This window comes from Streptomyces kronopolitis, from assembly GCF_014646275.1.
GTDB classification, from domain to species: Bacteria; Actinomycetota; Actinomycetes; order Streptomycetales; family Streptomycetaceae; genus Streptomyces; species Streptomyces kronopolitis.
The window spans coordinates 17,740-33,471 of sequence record NZ_BMND01000005.1; the positions used below are offsets into that span (position 1 = coordinate 17,740).

The following is a 15,732-nucleotide window of genomic DNA, read 5'->3' on the forward strand; positions in this document are numbered from 1 at the left end:
CGGGCCGGCGCGCGGGCACCGGGCCGGCGCTCGGGTCAGACCCCGGCGCTCGGGTCAGACCCCGGCGCTCGGGTCAGACCCCGGCGCTCGGGTCAGACCCCGGCGCTCGGGTCAGACCCCGGCGCTCGGGTCAGGCCCCGGCGCAGACCGACCGCAGCGAGCGGGCCAGCGCCGCCGTGTGCAGCCCGTCCAGCCTCCGCTCCGCGCGGACCTTCAGGGCGGCGCCGGCCAGCACCGGGGTGCAGGACGGCGCCGAGCGGGCCTGCGGGGAGGCGGCGACGGCGCGCACCAGCTCGCCGTTGATGCGGTTGATCTCCTTGCGGACCTCCTGGAGGTCGGGCCGCTCGGTGGGCGCCTGCGCCGGGTTCGCGTCCCACTGGCGGTACAGCCCGCGCTGCACGACCTTGTTGGCCTCGATCTGGTCCCGGAAGATCCGCGTCGTCGCCGCGGGGTCGGCGCCCAGCTGCCGGGCCTGTTCCGCCACGGAGTTCAGGACCTCCTGCTCACGGGCCGGGTCGTCGATCGGGCTGCCGGTGCCGTACTTCGCGGCGGCCACCACATCGGCGGTGGCCAGCCGCTCGGCCGACAGTGCGGCGAGCGGCCGGAGCTGGCCGTACGGGGAGTGTGCCGGGGCGGCAGACGGGGCCGGGGCGGCGGCCGGGGCGGTGGCGACCGGGGCCGCGGCGGCCGCCCCGGCTCCGGCGAACAGGACGGTGGCGGCGGCGCCGGCTGCCAGGGCGCTCCGTATCGAAAGGGTCAGCTGCACGATCGGCCTTTCTCGCGTTCCCCGGGGCTCCGGGGGAAGTCCTGGTCAACATAAGGCCGCGAACCTGACAAGAACGGGCAATCGCCGCGACGGGGTGCATTTCCGTGCGACGCGACCGGTGCGGTGGACGGGAGCCGGGAGCGCGGCGCGGCCGGTTCGATAGACGGGACCCGGTTGCGGCGCGGCCTGTCCGGTGGATGCGCCGAGGCCTGCCGTCCGGGTCAGGTGTGCGGCGCGAGGAAGGAGGCGACCGCGGCGAGGAACTCCCCGGGGCGCTCCTCGTGGACGAGATGGCCGGCGCCCTCCACCGTCACCAGCCGGGCGTCGGGCAGCCGCTCGGCGAGTGCGGCGAGCTGCTCCTGGGGGACATGGCTGGTCTCCCCGCCGGCGATGACCAGGGTCGGCACGGTCACCCGCGCCACCGCCTCCCACCATGCGGGGTCCGGCGCGTTCCGCTCCGCCACCACCGCGATCTTGGCCTGCCAGTCGAACGAGGCCGGGCCCGCCGGCCGAGGGGGCACCTCCTGGGGCGGATCGGCGGGCAGCGGCGGGGCGACCTCCTCCAACACCAGCCGCTCCACCAGGTCCGGCCGTTCGGCGGCCGCCAGCAGGGCGGCCACCGCGCCCAGCGAGTGCCCGATCAGCAGCACCCGCTCCAGGCCGAGCGCCCGCAGGAATCCGAGGGCGTCGTCCCGCCAGCGCGCGAAGCCGTAGTCCCCGGGCCAGTCGCTGTGGCCGTGGCCGCGCTGATCGAGGGCGAAGACCCGGTGGGTGCCGGCGAGCCGGCCGACCACGCCGCGCCAGTCCTCGCCGTCCTCCCCCAGGCTGTGCAGCAGCACCGCCGGCGGGGCGTCCCCCTCACCCCACACCCGGTATGCCAGCTGGACCTCACCGACCTGCACCTTCCGGACGTCGCTCATGCGCGGGACGCTACCCGCGAGCGCGCCGCGCCACGCCCCTTGACGTGTTCGCCGCGCGCTGATTACTTGGATCAGCACGCGGCTACCGAATGATCGGTAGGGACACGAGGCGGTGAACTCCATGCCGGCAGCGGCCGATGACAGTGAGACGTTCGACGAGGCGGAACGGCTCTCCCGGGACGCGTTGCGCGAGCGCCAACTCACCCGGCTGCGCGCCTCGTTGCAGCACGCCTACGACCACGTCCCGTTCTACCGGGAGTCCTTCGCGCGGGCCGGGCTGCATCCGCGGGACTGCCGCTCGCTCGACGATCTCGCCCGCTTCCCCTTCACCGTCAAGGATGATCTGCGCGCCCAGTACCCCTTCGGGATGTTCGCCGTCCCCAAGGCGGAGGTGCGCCGCATCCACGCCTCCAGCGGCACCACCGGCCGCCCCACCGTCGTCGGCTACACCGAGGGCGACCTCTCCCGCTGGGCGGACGTCGTCGCCCGCTCTCTGCACGCGGCCGGCGCCCGGCCGGGGCACACCGTCCATATCTCCTACGGCTACGGCCTGTTCACCGGCGGCCTGGGCGCCCACTACGGCGCGGAGCGGCTCGGCTGCACGGTCGTGCCCGCGTCCGGCGGGATGACCAGCCGGCAGGTGCAGATCATCCAGGACTTCCGCCCCGAGATCATCATGGTCACCCCCTCGTACATGCTCACCCTGCTGGACGAGTTCGAGCGGCAGGGCGTCGACCCCCGGACGACCTCGCTCAAGGTGGGCGTCTTCGGCGCCGAGCCGTGGACGCAGGAGATGCGCCGCGAGATCGAGGAGCGGTTCGCGATCGACGCCGTGGATATCTACGGCTTGTCGGAGGTCATGGGCCCCGGTGTCGCCCAGGAATGCGTGGCGACCAAGGACGGGCTGCACATCTGGGAGGACCACTTCTACCCGGAGGTCGTCGACCCGATCACCGGCGAGGTGCTGCCGGACGGGGCGCACGGCGAGCTGGTGTTCACCTCGCTGACCAAGGAGGCGATGCCGGTGATCCGCTATCGCACCCGCGATCTGACCCGGCTGCTGCCCGGCACCGCGCGCCCCGCCTTCCGCCGGATGGAGAAGGTCACCGGACGCTGCGACGACATGATCATTCTGCGCGGGGTCAATCTCTTCCCCGCACAGGTCGAGGAGATCGTGCTGCGGACACCGGGCGTCGCCCCGCACTTCCAGCTGAAGCTGACCCGCGAGGGCCGGCTGGACCGGCTGACCGTGCGCGCCGAGGCCCGCCCGGACGCCACCCGCCAGGAACGCGCGGCCGCCGTCGAACGGATCGCCCGCGCCGTCAAGGACGGGATCGGCGTCTCGGTGGCGGTCGAGATCGTCGATCCGGAGACCCTGGAGCGGTCGGTCGGCAAGATCAAGCGCATCGTGGACGCCCGGCCGCGGGACAAGGGGTAGGGCGTTCCGCGGGGTCCCCGTCGCACGCCCGCGGGCCCGTTGGCGACCCGTCTCCCTCGGCCTTCGATCCGTCGGCGTACGCGTTCCCGCGGTCCGTCGGCGCCCCGTCTCCCCCGGTCCTCGGGTCCGTCGGCGTCCCTTCGCCCCCACCCCTCGGGCCCGTTCAGTCCCGCGGGTTCAGGCGCGCCGCGAGGTCGGCGAAGGCGGCGCGGACGGCCGTCGGGTTCTCCAGCCAGGGGAAGTGGCCGGCGTCGGGGATGCGGCGGTGCAGGACGTGCGGGCCGTGGAAGCCCGGCTCCTCGTGCCAGATCCGCTGGTCGACGATGTGGTCGCGGGCGCCGCTGACGATCAGGGTGGGCAGGGCCGCGGGCTGCCAGCGGGCCCGGTAGTCGTCGTCGAAGTGGGCATCGGCCCAGGCCACCGCGTCATGGCAGTAGGAGAGGCCGGACAGCAGGTCCCGGCCGTCGGCCAGTGCGGAGGGGCCGAAGTTCCACGGCGCGGCGGCGAGCGTCAGGGCGCGGAGGTGGTCGTCGTCCGGCTGCCGGGCATAGCGCTCGGCGGCGCCGGCGACCTCGGGGAGCGGGTGGTCCTCGGCGTAACGGGCGAAGCCGGGCCGCCAGCCGGCGTGCGGGGCGCTGCTGAGCAGCACCATGCCGGTCAGCAGGCCTTCGAGTTCCGGGACGGAGAGCAGGAACATGCCGCCGGTGGAGTGGCCCGCCATGACCACGTCGTCCAGCTCCCGCGCGGCCTCCGCGAGGGCCCCGGGCCAGTGGGCGTAGGGCTCGGCGGGAAGCCCGGGCAGGCCGCGGTTGGAGCCGTCGCCGGGCAGGTCGACCAGCCAGGCGGCGCCGGGCACCTGGGCCGCCCGCACCAGGCCGAGCAGCGATTCCGAGCCCAGCCCCGGCCCGCCGGGCACGAACAGCCAGTTGCCGCGCCCCTCGCCCGAGGTGACCTGGCGCAGCCTGACTCCCGACGCCGTCCACCGTTCCTGCAGAAATGCACCCACCGCGACCGCTCTCCTCGTCGTACGTTCCCTCGCCCCCGGCACGACGGTAGGCGGTACGGCCCGGTGGGCGCCTGGCCTTTTTCGCGGGCACGGGAGCCGCGGGGCCGGTCCGGCGGCTCGCCGGGCCCGGGGAGGCGTGCGCGCGGCGGCGGTTCGGCTCAGGTCGTCGTCGGCTCCCCCTTGAGCAGGGCGAACGGGGCTCCCGCCGGGTCCATGACCATGGCCAGCCGGCCGACACCCGGGGCGTCGGTGGGCGGGATCATGACCGTGGCGCCGCGGTCGGTGGCCGCGGCGAAGGTGGCGTCGCAGTCGGCCACGCCGAAATACGGGTGCCACTCCGACGACGAACCGGCCCGCAGATGCTCCTGCTGGAGTTCCATGATGCCGCCCTGCGCGGAGTCGCCGACCTTGCCGCCGCCCGGCGCGGAGACCAGGGAGTAGACGGCGTCACCGCCCATCGGCATGTCCTGGTAGGTCCAGGAGAAGACCGAGCCGTAGAAGTCCTTGGCCCGGGCCGCGTCGGTCGTGTACAGCTCCGTCCAGCACAGCGTGTTCGGCGCCATGACCGTGCCGAGGCCGCCGCCCGGGAGGTCGCCGGGCTGCCACACGGCGAAGTCGGCGCCGGTCGGGTCGGTGAAGGCCGCCAGCCGGCCCGCGGTGAACACATCCGCCGGGGCCACCCGCACCGCGCCGCCGGCCTGCTCGACGGCCTTGGCCGTGGCGTCCGCGTCGGGGGTCTGGAAGTAGACGTTCCAGGCGGAGGACGCGCCCTCCTCCGTCAGCGGGCCGACGGCGGCGACCGTCTTGCCGTCGAGCTGGAAGAAGCCGTACCCGCCGGCGTCCGGGCCGGCGGACTGGAAGGTCCAGCCCAGCACGCCGGAGTAGAAGGCCGCGGCGGCGTCGACGTCGGGGGCCCCGAGGTCGAGCCAGTTCGGTGTGCCCGGGACATAGTTGGTGGTCAGCATGGGTGGTCCTCCGTTGCGCGGATGGTGACGTGCAGGGCTGTCTCCCGCCGTTTCTCAGCATGGCAGGGGGCACTGACAGTCGCCCTTCGCGCGCGCCGCGGCCCGCCCGGCTCAGGGCGCCCCGAACCGTGCGCGCAACTCGCGCTTGAGGACCTTGCCGCTGGCGTTCCGCGGCAGCGCGTCCACGAACACCACCCGTTTGGGGGCCTTGAACGGCGCGAGGCGCGCGCGGGCCGCCTCGATCAGCTCCTGCTCGCCCACCTGCCCGTCGGCGCCGTCCGCTCCCCCGCCGCCGGGCGGGCGCCGCACCACCACCGCGGTCACCGCCTCGATCCACCGCTCGTCCGGCAGTCCGATCACCGCGACCTCGGCCACCTGCGGATGCTCGTAGAGCACGTCCTCCACCTGGCGGGAGGCGACCAGGACGCCCCCGGAGTTGATGACGTCCTTGACCCGGTCGACCACCGTGAAGTAGCCCTCCGCGTCGCGGACGGCGAGGTCCCCGGAGTGGAACCAGCCGTCCCGGAACGCCTCCGCGGTCTCCTCCGGCTTGTCCCAGTAGCCGGTGCACAGTTGCGGGGACCGGTAGACGACCTCGCCCCGGGTGCCGTCGGGCACCTCGCGGCCCTCCTCGTCGACCACCCGCGCCTCGACGAACAGCACCGGCCGCCCGCAGGAATCCATCCGGCCCTCGTGTTCGTCCGGGCCGAGCACGGTGGCCAGCGGACCGATCTCGCTCTGCCCGAAGCAGTTGTGGAAGGCGAGCCCGGGCAGCCGGGCGCGCAGCCGCTCCAGTACGGGGACCGGCATGATCGAGGCGCCGTAGTAGGCCTTGCGCAGTCCGCTCAGCTCACGGGTGGCGAAGCCGGGGTGGTTCGCCAGGGTGATCCACACGGTCGGCGGCGCGAACAGGCTGTCGGCCAGGCCCGCTTCCACCAGGTCGAAGATCCGGTCCGGGTCGGGGCCGTCCAGGATGGTGTTCTCCGCTCCGACGGCCAGATAGGGCAGCAGGAACACATGCATCTGCGCGGAGTGGTAGAGCGGGAGGGTGTGCAGCGGCCGGTCCGTCTCCCGCAGGCCGAGGGCGAGCACGGCGCTGGTGTACTCGTGCACCAGCGCATGGTGGGTCATCATCGCGCCCTTGGGCAGCGCGGTGGTCCCCGAGGTGTAGAGCAGCTGGACCAGGGCGTCCTCGGGCACCTCGGCCAACGGACCGGTGTCCTCGGCCGCCTCGGCGGCCGCGAGCCGCTCCAGCAGCCCGTAGCGGCCGCCGTACAGCGGCATCCGGCGCACCCCGTCCGGCAGCCGGTGTGCCAGCGCGGCGTCGGTGAGCACCAGCGCGCTGCCCGACTGGTCGAGGAGGTAGCGCAGATCCTCGCCCGTCAGGCTGTGGTTGACCGGCACATGCACCAGTCCGGCGCGGGCGCAGGCCAGGAAGCCGATCAGATACGCGTCGGAGTTGTGCCCGTAGGAGGCGACGCGGTCGCCGGGCGCCAGGCCGTCCGCCAGCAGTACCCGGGCCGCGGCGGTCACCGCGTCGTCGAGCTCCCGGTAGGTCCAGGCCCGCTCCCCGTACCGCACCGCGATCCGCCCGGGTACCCGGCGGGCGCTGCGCCGCAGGACTCCGTCGACCGTATTGCTCCGCGCTCGCCTCATGGCGTGATCCTCGACCGCCGCCCACCCGGGGTCAAGGCACCCGGCCGCCGCGCAGGGCCGCCGGGGGCTGTCGTCACCGCCCCTAGACGGCGCGCTCGCGGCCCTCCCAATACGGGTCGCGCAGCCGGCGCTTGTAGAGCTTGCCGTTGGGGTCGCGGGGCATGGCGGCGATGAAGTCGACGGACTTGGGGCACTTGTAGCCGGCGAGCCGGCGGGCGCAGTGGTCCAGGATGCCGGCGGCCAGTTCGGGGCCCGGACGGTGGCCCGCGGCGGGTTCGATGACGGCCTTGACCTGCTCGCCCCAGTCGTCGTGCGGGATGCCGAAGGCGGCCGCGTCGGCGACCGCGGGGTGGCTGAGCAGGGCGGATTCGATCTCGGCGGGGTAGATGTTGACGCCGCCCGAGATGATCATGTCGATCTTGCGGTCGCGGAGGAAGAGGTGGCCGTCCTCGTCGAGGTAACCGAGGTCGCCGACGGTGAAGAAGTCGCCGATCCGGTTCTTCCGCGTCTTGTCCTCGTCCTTGTGGTAGCGGAAGCCGCCGGTGCTCATCTTCATGTACACGGTGCCGAGTTCGCCGGCCGGCAGCCGTTTGCCGTCGTCGTCGAAGATGGCCAGCTCACTGATCGGCCAGGCCTTGCCGACGGTTCCGGGCTTCTTGAGCCAGTCCTCGGCGGTCGCGAAGGCGCCGCCGCCCTCGCTCGCCGCGTAGTACTCCTCGACGCAGCCGCCCCACCAGTCGATCATCGCGCGTTTGACGTGGTCGGGGCAGGGCGCGGCGCCGTGCAGGGCGTGCCGCATGGCGCTCACGTCGTACGCCGCCCGGGTCTCGTCGGGCAGCGCGAGCAGCCGGTGGAACTGGGTGGGGACCATATGGGTGTGGGTGCAGCGGTGTTCGTCCATGAGGGCGAGCATCCGCTGCGGCGTCCACTTGTCCATCAGGACGATGCGGTGGCCGATGTGGAGCGAGGCGGCGGCGAATTGGAGTACGGCGGTGTGGTAGAGCGGCGAGCAGACCAGATGGACGTTGTCGTCGAACGGCCTGATGCCGAAGATGCCGAGGAAGCCGCCGAGGTGGGTCTCCTCGGGCGGGATGCCGGGCAGCGGGCGGCGGATGCCGCGCGGGCGTCCGGTGGTGCCCGAGGTGTAGTTCATCACCCAGCCCAGCGTGCGGTCGGCGGGCGCGGACTCCGGTTGCCCGTCGACGAGTCGGGCGTACGGGCGGAAGCCGGGGATGTCGCCGAGGGCGTAGCGCCGGGCGGCCGGCAGGTCGGCCTCGTCGGCGGCCGCTCGCGCCGCGGACGCGAACCGCTCGTGCGCCAGCAGCACCTTCGCCCCGGAGTCGGCGACGATCCAGGCGATCTCCGGGCCGACCAGGTGGTGGTTGACGGGGACGAGGTAGAAGCCGGCCTGGGAGGCGGCCAGGTAGGCGGTGAAGAACTCGACGCCGTTGGGGAGGACCACGGCGAAGGCGTCACCGCGTTCCAGGCCCGCCGCCCGCAGCCCGTGGACCAGTCGGTTGCTCGCGGCGTGCAGCCGGCCCGCGGTCCACTCCTCGCCGTCCGGGGCGATCAGGACCGTGCGGTCCGGGGCGGCGGTGGCCTGCGCCCAGAAGCCGTTGGGGGGTGGGGAGTCCGGTGTCATTGCGCTGTCCTCCTCGGGGTTCACGCGCGTCCGGCGATGCGGTGGAGGCGGTCGATGGCCCGCTCGAAACCGCGGGTGAGGTCGTCGAAGACGGCCTGTACGCTGCGTTCGCTGTTCATCCGGCCGACGATCTGGCCGACCGGGGTGCCCAGCAGCGGCTCGACCTCGTGCCGCTGGATACGGGAGTTGGCGTCGGCGACCAGCAGGCCCTGGAGCGGCATCGGGAGCGGGCCGGGGCCGTCCGGGTCGTCCCAGGCGTCGGTCCACGCGGTGCGCAGCTGGCGGGCGGGCTTGCCGGTCAGCGCGCGGGAGCGGACGGTGTCGCCGGGGCCGGCGGCGAGCAGTTTGGCGGTCAGCCGCCGGGAGTGCAGCTCGGCCTCCTCGCAGGTCAGCCAGACCGAGCCGAGCCAGACGCCCTGGGCGCCGAGGGCCAGCCCGGCGGCGACCTGCTCTCCGGTGCCGATGCCGCCGGCGGCCAGTACCGGTAGCGGATCAACGGCGGCGACGACCTCCGGGGTGAGGACCATGGTGGCGATGTCGCCGGTGTGGCCGCCCGCCTCGTAGCCCTGGGCGACGACGATGTCGATGCCGGCGTCCTTGTGGTGCCGGGCGTGCCGGGGGCTGCCGGCCAGCGCGGCGACCAGGATGCCGTGGTCGTGCGCGCGCCGGACGACGTCGGGCGGCGGGGGGCCGAGGGCGTTGGCGAGCAGCTTGACGGGGTAGTCGAAGGCCACGTCGAGCTGGGTGCGGGCGACGTGCTCCATCCAGCCCGTGATCCGCCAGCCGGCCGCCTCGCCGTCCGCGAGCGGCGGCACCCGGTGGGTGTCGAGGAGTCCGGCGACGAAGCGGCGGTGCCCTTCCGGGATCATCGCCTCGACCTCGGCCTCGCTGACGCCTGCCACCTTCTTGGCGGGCATCACCACGTCGAGTCCGTACGGCAGCCCGTCGGTGTGGGCCTGCATCCAGTCGAGGTCGCGGGCCAGCTCGTCGGGGGCGGTGTAGCGGACCGCGCCGAGCACCCCGAACCCGCCGGCCCGGGTGATCGCGGCGGCGACGGCGGGGAAGGGGGTGAACCCGAAGACGGCGTGCGCGATGCCCAGCCTGTTGCTCAACTCCGTCTGCATGCGCGCAGGATGCCGCAGCGGGTCGTACGAGGGAAGAGGTTTTCTGATGAAGCGTCAGAAACTTTGCCCCGGGGCGGTCAGTCCTCCTCCAGCACCGCCATCGCCGCGTTGTGCCCCGGGATCCCGCTGACTCCTCCGCCGCGCACCGCGCCCGCGCCGCAGAGCAGGACGGCGGGGTGCCCGGTGGCGACGCCCCAGCGGGCCGGCGCGCCACCGGCCCGCTCGTCCTCGGGATCCGCGTACGGGAAGGCCAGGTCGCGGTGGAAGATGTTGCCGCCCGGCAGGCCCAGTTCGCGGTCCAGGTCCAGCGGGGAGCGGGCCTCGATGCAGGGGCGGCCCTCGGCGTCGTGCGCCAGGCAGCCGGCGAGCGGCTCGGCGAGATGGGTGTCCAGCTCGGCGAGGGTGGCGGCGAGGAGGCGGTCGCGGGTCGTGTCGTTGTCGGCGGTGAACAGGCGGGCGGGGGCGTGCAGACCGAACAGGGTGAGCGTCTGGTAGCCCTGGCGGACCAGGTCGGCGCCGAGGATGGAGGGGTCGGTCAGGGAGTGGCAGTAGATCTCCGAGGGCGGGGCGGTGGGCAGCGTGCCGGATGCGGCCTGCCGGTAGGCGTCCTCCAGTTGGCGGTAGCCCTCGGCGATGTGGAAGGTGCCGGAGAAGGCCTCGCGGGGGTCCACCCGGGTGTCGCGGAGCCGCGGCAGCCGGGTGAGCAGCATGTTGACCTTGAGCTGGGCGCCCTCGGCGGGTGGCGGCGGGTCCTCGCCCAGGAGGCGGGCCAGCTCCCGCGGGGCGGCGTTGACCAGGACCCGGCGGGCGCCGATGGTGCCCGCCTCGCAGCTCACCTCGGCGCTCCGGCCGTCCGTCGCCAGGCCGGTCACCGCGCAGTCGGTGACGATCTCGGCCCCGGCCCGGCGGGCGGCGTCGGCCAGCGCGTCGGTGAGCGCGCCCATGCCGCCGATGGGGACGTCCCAGTCGCCGGTGCCGCCGCCGATGACGTGGTAGAGGAAGCAGCGGTTCTGCCGCAGCGACGGGTCGTGGGCGGCGGCGAAGGTGCCGATGAGGGCGTCGGTGAGCACCACGCCGCGGACCAGGTCGTCGGCGAAGGTCTCCTCGACCAGCTCGCCGAGGGGCCGTTCGAACAGGGCGTGCCACAGGGCGTCGTCGTCGACGACCGTGCGGAGCCGCTCGCGGGTGGGCAGCGGCTCGGTCAGCGTGGGGAAGACCCGCTCGGCGAGCCGTCCGGTGGCGCCGTAGAAGTCCTGCCAGGCGGCGAACTCCCGCTCCGATCCGGTGAGTTCGGCGAACGCCGTACGGGTGCGGGCCTCGCCCCCGCCGACGAGGAGCCCCGTGGGGCGGCCGTCGCGCACGGCGGGGGTGTAGGAGGAGACGGTGCGTTTGCGGACCGCGAAGCGCAGCCCGAGGTCCCGCACGATCTTCGGCGGCAGCAGGCTGACGAGGTAGGAGTAGCGCGACAGCCGGGCGTCGACCCCGGCGAACGCCCGCGTCGACACGGCGGCGCCACCGGTGTGGTCCAGCCGCTCCAGCACCAGCACGCTGCGCCCGGCGCGCGCGAGGTAGGCGGCGGCGACCAGTCCGTTGTGGCCGCCGCCGACGATGACCGCGTCATACGAAGTCCGTTCCGGCATGCCTCTTGGTAGCACGCGCCGCACGGGGTCGCCAGGTGCACGCGGCTGAAACCTCCTCCCCGGCCGGTGCGGCTTCTTGACCGGGCAGAGGGGTGCTCCTAGCGTCCGGCCGTGCTCCGCCCGGGCACCGCCCGCGCCGTCCTCTCCGCCCAGGCCGTCCCGCCCACTCGTGAGGTGACCCGTGTCCCCCTCCCCGGTATCCCGCCCCGGCCGCGCCCTCGCCGGACTGACCGCCGTCGCCGCCTGCTCCGCCGGGCTGCTCGCGGCCCCCGCGCCGGCCTCGGCCGCCCCGGACCCGGCCCGCGCACCGGCCGCCGGGGCCTACCCGAACCTGGCCCCCAGACCCCCGATGGGCTGGAACAACTGGTCCTACTACATGTGCGACATCAACGAGAAGACGGTCCTGGACAATGCCCGGGCGCTGGTCCGTACGGGGCTGGCGGGCAAGGGCTACCGCACCGTCACCATCGACGACTGCTGGATGGGCAGAGCCCGCGGCTCCCGGGGCGAGCTGGTGGCCGACCCCGTGAAGTTCCCGCACGGCATGGCGTATCTGGGGCGGCAGCTGCACCGGTTGGGACTGAAGTTCGGTATCTACGAGGACGTCGGCACCCTCACGTGTGAGAAGTTTCCGGGCAGTCTCGGCCATTTCCAGGAGGACGCCGCGCAGTTCGCCGAATGGAAGGTGGACTACGTCAAGGCGGACGGCTGCAATGTGCCGGTCGCGCCGGGGCACACCAAGGAGGAGACCTACCGCGACCTGTACGGGCAGATGAGCCGGGCGCTGCGGGACACCGGACGGCCGATCACCTTCTCGGTGTCGGCCCCGGCCTACTTCCAGTTCGACGGGGACAGCGTCTGGCACCAGGTCATCGGCTGGTCGGCGGAGGTCGGCAACCTGTGGCGCGGCGGGCGGGACGTGGCGCTGCAGCAGAGCACCCCGGCCGCCAAGTGGTCCTCCATCGTCTACAACTTCCGCTACAACGCGAAGCTGTCCGGCCTGCAGAAGCCCGGGCGCTGGAACGACCCGGACTTCCTGCTGGCCGGTGACACGGGCCTGACCCGCGAGGAGATCCGGAGCCAGATGTCGCTGTGGGCGATGATGGCCGCGCCGCTGATCTCCAGCACGGACGTGACCGGGCTGTCCGGCCAGGCGCGCTCGGTGCTCGGCAACAAGAACGTCATCGCCGTCGATCAGGACGCGCTCGGCGTCCAGGGGCATCTGGTGCAGCAGGACGACGGCTCGGCGGTGCTGGCCAAGCCGCTGCGGAACGGCGACACGGCGATCGCGCTGTTCAACTCGGGCGCGACGGCCCGCACCCTGTCCGTCACGGCCGCCGCGGCCGGGCTGCCGCAGGCCGGCTCCTACCGGCTGCACGAGCTGGTCACCGGCCGCCGCACGCGCAGCGGCGGGGACATCGTGGCGCGGGACGTGCCGCCGCACAGCACGGTGCTCTACCGGGTCACCCCGGGCTGAGCCGGCCGGGCCGGCGCCCCGGACGCGGGCCGTCCGCTCACTGCCGCCGCCCGGCGCGCTCCTGGCGCCGGGCCGCGATCCGGCGGTGGACGGCGGCGGCCTCGTCCGCGCGGCCCAGCTGCTCCAGGCACTGGGCGAGGTCGCCCAGTGCGGCCAACGTGTCCAGATGGGCGGTGCCCAGCACCCGTTCGCGGGCGTCGGCGACCCGGCGGTAGTGGTCCAGCGCCTCGCCCCAGCGGCCGAGCCAGCCCAGGGCGACGGCGGTCTCCCGGCGGCTGACCAGGGTGTCGGGGTGGTCCTCGCCCAGTACCCGGGCGCGGGCCGCGGTCACCTCCCGCGCCTCCACGAGGGCTTCCTGCCAGCGGCGCTCCCGTCCGAGGTTGACGCCCAGGCCGTGCCGGGCGCGCAGGGTCTCCGGGTCGTCGGCGCCCTGGGCGCGGGTGCGGGCCGCGGCCAGCTCGCGGTAGAGCGCGAGCGCGTCCGCGGTGCGGCCGAGCCTGCCGAGGCCGATACCGACCTCGTAGCGGGCGGCGAGGGTGTCGGGGTGGTCGGGGCCGAGCATCTCTGCGCGGGCCGCCGCGACCTCCTCGTGGACCTGGAGCGCCGCCGTCCACCGGCCCAGCTTGCCCAGCACGAAGGCGAGTTCACCGCGGGTGGCGAGGGCCTCGGGGTGGCGGGCGCCCAGGACCCGGGCGCGGGCCGCGGCCACCTCCTCCAGCATGGTGCGGCAGTCCTCCAGCCGCCCCAGCCGGCCGAGGTTGAGGGCGACGTGGTGGCGGCAGTCCAGCGCGTCGGGGTGGTCGGGGCCCAGCGCGCGCTCGCGGCCGCCCAGCACCTCGGTGTAGAGCTGGTGCGCCTCGAAGTGCCGGCCGAGGCGGCTCAGCGCATGCCCGGCCTCCAGGCGGCTGGTGAGGGTGTCGGGGTGGTCGGGGCCCAGCAGGCGGGAGCGTTCCGCGGCGAGCGCGCGATGGGCCTCGCCGGACTCCGCCCACCGGCCCAGCCGCCCGAGGCCGAGGGCCGCGGTGTGCCGGCCGGCCAGCGCGGCGAGAGCGGCGCGGCTGCCGTCGGACAGCGGCGGGCCGGTGACGCCGGCGGCCGGGGAGGTGTCGTCGCGCCGGGTCTCGCTCCCGCCGGTCCAGGCATCGGTGAGCGCCGTGGCGGCCCGGGCCGGTACCGGGTGGTGCGCCGCCCGGGCGAGGTGCTGCCCCGCGCCGAGGGTCAGGCCGCGGGTCCAGGAGGGCAGCGGGAGGGCGGCGACGGTCGGCTCGTCCTCGGCCGCGGCGCGGCGCGCGGGGCGCGGCTGGCGGGCGTCGGAGAGGCGCTTGCCGAGTTCGTGGGCGTCCCGGGGGCGGTCGTCGGGGTCCTTGGCGAGGAGGTCGAGCATGATCCGCTCGAAGCTCTCCGGCAGGTCCGGCCGGAGCGTACGGGGCGGCTCGGGCAGCCGGTCGCGATGCCCGACGAGCACCGCCCAGGTGTCGCCGAGGTCGAACGGCGGCGCGCCGGTGGCGATCTCGTAGAGCACACAGCCCAGGGAGTAGAGGTCGCTGCGGTGGTCGACGCCGTGGCCGCCGATCTGCTCGGGCGACATGTAGTGCGGGCTGCCCATGGCGATGCCGGTGCCGGTCAGCCGGGCGGTGAACCCGATGTCGTGGCCGAGCCGGGCGATGCCGAAGTCGCAGATCTTGACCGTGCCGTCGGCGGTGCGGACGATGTTCGCCGGCTTGAGGTCGCGGTGTACGACGGCCTGTTCGTGGGTGTAGGCCAGCGCGGCGGTGACCTGTTCGGCGATCTCGGTGACGTCGGGGAGGGGCAGCGGCTGGCGCCGGTTGTCCTCCAGCAGCTGGCTGAGGTTACGGCCGCTGAGCAGCTCCATCACGATGAAGAGGGTGCCGTCCTCCTCGCCGAAGTCGTGGACGACGGTGATGCCGCGGTGCTGGAGCGCCCCGGCGACCCGGGCCTCGCGGCGGAAACGTTCGCGCAGGACCTGGAGGAGCGAGGGTTCGTGCTCCGGGCCGAGCGGCTTGAGGCATTTGACCGCGACCTGCCGGCCCAGCGACTCGTCGCGGGCGCGCCACACCTCCCCCATGCCGCCGCGCCCGATGGTGTCGAGCAGTCGGTACCGCCGCTGGATCAGTCTGTTTTCCGCCACCGTGAATCGCCGCCCCCGTCCCCGTTACCGCGGTCAGTCGCGCAGCTCCCCCTGCGCGCCCCGCCTGCCGTCCAGTATGGCGGGGGAACGGCGGAGCTTGTAGAGCGCTGGGCGGGTGTCGGGACCGAGCCGCCCGACGGCGCGCAGGACGTGCCGGGGCGGCAGCTGCCAGCGGAGGGTTGCGGGCAGGGTGCGCAGCAGGCGGCCGGTGGTGCGCAGCCGGCGGGTGACGGCGGCGGGCGGGGGTGCGGGGCGCCCGTAGAGGTCGTGGGCGTACGCCGGAAGCGCGCCGTAGGCCAGGCCGGCCACCCGCTGCCACAGCAGGGCGCGGGCCGGCACGAGCACCGCCGGGGTCGGCGGCCGGCGCAGGAACGCGTCGACCTCGCGGGCCTCGGGGGTGAGCGCCAACTCGGGCCGTACGCGGGCGAAGTAGGCGGCCAGCGCGGAGCGGTCGCCGGGGACGGCGGCCGGGTCGAGGCCGACGAGCCGGGCGCTCTCGCGCTGCTCGGCGAGGTAGGCGTCCGCCAGGTCGTCGGTCACCGGGCAGCCGGAGCGGCGCAGGACGTGCAGATAGGAGTCGACCTCCGCGCAGTGCACCCACAGCAGCAGGTCCGGCGCGTCGACGCCGTAGCGCGCGCCGGTCGCGGGGTCGGCGGCGGACAGCCGGCGGTGGATGCTGCGGACCCGGGCGCCGGCCCGTTCGGCGGCCTCGGTGGTGCCGTAGGTGACGGTGCCGACGAAGTCGGCGGTCCGCAGCAGCCGGCCCCAGGCGTCCCGCCGGAAGTCCGAGTTCTGCACGACGCCGCGCACCGCGCGGGGGTGCAGCGCCTGGAGGTACAGCGCGCGCACCCCGGCGATCCACATCATCGGATCGCCGTGCAGCTGCCAGGTCACCGAACGGGGCCCGAACAGCCCCGGATCGCCGGTGGACACCTCTGACCCGCCTCCT

General features: G+C 74.4%; 12 protein-coding genes. 2 read left to right on the plus strand and 10 right to left on the minus strand.

What is annotated here, in order from left to right; translation table 11 throughout:
• Positions 1-130 precede the first annotated feature (130 nt).
• Together IEY78_RS08020 and IEY78_RS08025 are read right to left on the minus strand one after the other, a co-directional pair.
• Positions 131-766, minus strand: a complete 636-nt coding sequence (locus IEY78_RS08020; RefSeq protein WP_189096909.1) for a chorismate mutase — start codon at positions 764-766, stop codon at positions 131-133.
• A gap of 221 nt (positions 767-987) precedes the next feature.
• Complete coding sequence (locus tag IEY78_RS08025) at positions 988-1,686, minus strand: alpha/beta fold hydrolase (protein WP_189096910.1); 699 nt, start codon at positions 1,684-1,686, stop codon at positions 988-990.
• Between the two features lie 121 nt (positions 1,687-1,807).
• Between IEY78_RS08025 and paaK the strand changes: the two genes are divergently transcribed.
• Complete coding sequence (paaK, locus tag IEY78_RS08030) at positions 1,808-3,124, plus strand: phenylacetate--CoA ligase PaaK (RefSeq protein WP_189097131.1); 1,317 nt, start codon at positions 1,808-1,810, stop codon at positions 3,122-3,124.
• 163 nt (positions 3,125-3,287) lie between these two features.
• Here the strand turns inward: paaK and IEY78_RS08035 are convergent, their stop codons facing one another.
• From IEY78_RS08035 to IEY78_RS08060, 6 genes are all read right to left on the minus strand, one after another.
• Complete coding sequence (locus IEY78_RS08035; protein ID WP_229699782.1) at positions 3,288-4,130, minus strand: alpha/beta fold hydrolase; 843 nt, start codon at positions 4,128-4,130, stop codon at positions 3,288-3,290.
• Between the two features lie 158 nt (positions 4,131-4,288).
• On the minus strand, positions 4,289-5,095 hold the full coding sequence (locus IEY78_RS08040) for a VOC family protein (protein ID WP_189096911.1): 807 nt from the start codon (positions 5,093-5,095) through the stop codon (positions 4,289-4,291).
• Positions 5,096-5,206: 111 nt separating this feature from the next.
• A complete protein-coding gene (locus IEY78_RS08045) occupies positions 5,207-6,751 on the minus strand; it encodes an acyl-CoA synthetase (RefSeq protein WP_189096912.1) in 1,545 nt (514 codons plus the stop codon).
• Between the two features lie 82 nt (positions 6,752-6,833).
• Positions 6,834-8,393 carry an acyl-CoA synthetase gene (locus IEY78_RS08050; RefSeq protein WP_189096913.1) on the minus strand — a complete coding sequence of 520 codons (1,560 nt, stop codon included), beginning with the start codon at positions 8,391-8,393 and terminating at the stop codon, positions 6,834-6,836.
• Positions 8,394-8,413: 20 nt separating this feature from the next.
• A complete protein-coding gene (locus tag IEY78_RS08055; RefSeq protein WP_189096914.1) occupies positions 8,414-9,517 on the minus strand; it encodes an NAD(P)H-dependent flavin oxidoreductase in 1,104 nt (367 codons plus the stop codon).
• Between the two features lie 77 nt (positions 9,518-9,594).
• Positions 9,595-11,157, minus strand: a complete 1,563-nt coding sequence (locus IEY78_RS08060; protein WP_189096915.1) for a phytoene desaturase family protein — start codon at positions 11,155-11,157, stop codon at positions 9,595-9,597.
• 181 nt (positions 11,158-11,338) lie between these two features.
• Between IEY78_RS08060 and IEY78_RS08065 the strand changes: the two genes are divergently transcribed.
• Positions 11,339-12,634 (plus strand): glycoside hydrolase family 27 protein, encoded by a 1,296-nt coding sequence (locus IEY78_RS08065; RefSeq protein WP_189096916.1) that lies wholly within the window; start codon positions 11,339-11,341, stop codon positions 12,632-12,634.
• Between the two features lie 37 nt (positions 12,635-12,671).
• Here IEY78_RS08065 and IEY78_RS08070 read toward each other — a convergent pair whose 3' ends face one another.
• Both IEY78_RS08070 and IEY78_RS08075 read right to left on the minus strand, forming a co-directional pair.
• Entirely contained in the window at positions 12,672-14,783 is a 2,112-nt protein-coding gene (locus IEY78_RS08070; RefSeq protein WP_189096917.1) for a serine/threonine-protein kinase, read from the minus strand.
• Positions 14,784-14,816: 33 nt separating this feature from the next.
• Positions 14,817-15,716 carry an oxygenase MpaB family protein gene (locus tag IEY78_RS08075; protein WP_189096918.1) on the minus strand — a complete coding sequence of 300 codons (900 nt, stop codon included), beginning with the start codon at positions 15,714-15,716 and terminating at the stop codon, positions 14,817-14,819.
• Positions 15,717-15,732 lie beyond the last annotated feature (16 nt).